Origin of the sequence: Streptomyces boncukensis (assembly GCF_011045075.1) — a bacterium.
Classification (GTDB): domain Bacteria; phylum Actinomycetota; class Actinomycetes; order Streptomycetales; family Streptomycetaceae; genus Streptomyces; species Streptomyces boncukensis.
Genome location: NZ_JAAKZZ010001044.1, coordinates 1 through 875 on the forward strand (window position 1 = coordinate 1; position 875 = coordinate 875).

At 77.3% G+C, this 875-nt stretch carries 1 protein-coding gene and 1 pseudogene; both read left to right on the forward strand.

Translation table 11 applies throughout. From position 1 onward, the window contains the following. The first annotated feature begins 128 nt into the window (after nt 1-128). Nucleotides 129-299 carry a Trm112 family protein gene (locus G5C65_RS37840; protein ID WP_165303603.1) on the forward strand — a complete coding sequence of 57 codons (171 nt, stop codon included), beginning with the start codon at nt 129-131 and terminating at the stop codon, nt 297-299. A 75-nt stretch (nt 300-374) separates the two neighbouring features. Continuing rightward, nucleotides 375-875, forward strand: a pseudogene (locus tag G5C65_RS37845) (SIS domain-containing protein); the annotation flags it as partial.

Sequence of the window (875 nt, forward strand, 5' to 3'; positions counted from 1 at the left end):
TGTATAAGAGACAGGGGAGGGGACGGTCCCACCTGCAACCCACCGCGCCCGCCGCAATGGCACCGCACCCCGTTCCCGGCGGTACGCTGACCGCACAGCCAGCAACACCCACTCCGTGGAGGAAAGACATGCCGCTCGAAGCCGGCCTCCTCGAAATCCTCGCGTGCCCGGCGTGCCACGCGCCGCTCCGTGACGAGGGCGAGGAGCTGATCTGCACCGGCGAGACGTGCGGTCTGGCGTACCCCGTGCGCGACGACATCCCGGTCCTCCTCGTGGACGAGGCCCGCCGCCCCGCCTGACCTCATATGCGGCGTATGCGGCGCCCGCGCCACGGGCGCGGCGCACCGCCCGGCCGTCGATCGGAGGCACGGATCATGCTCGACGAGTCGCTCCTCGACGCCCCGGAGGCGCTGGCCCGCGCCGACGGCTACGGCCTGCTGCGCAGCGCGGCCGGGTCCGGGGCCCGCGTCCGCACGGGGCTGCGGTCCGCCTCCGACGCGGGGATCACCCAGCTGCGGCCCGACGGGCGCCCGCGCGGCGTCCTCGTCGCGGGGCCGGGGCCCGTCGCCCCGTGCGTCGCCGGGATGCTCGCCGCGCTCACCAACGGCGCCGTGCCCGTCACCCGGCTGCACCCCACCGGGCAGCTCGCCGCCCCCGGAGCGCTCCGCTGGCCGCTGCCGGGCTGGGCGGGACCGCTGGACCTGCTGCTGCTCGTGACGCCGGACGGCGCCGAACCCGGTCTGGCCGCCCTCGTGGACCAGGCGTACCGCCGCGGCTGCAGCGTGGTCGCCGTCGCCCCCGCCGCCGCACCGCTCGCCGAGGCGGTCGGCGAGACCCGCGGCCTGTGCGTCCCCCTCGCCCCGGCCCCCTTCGAG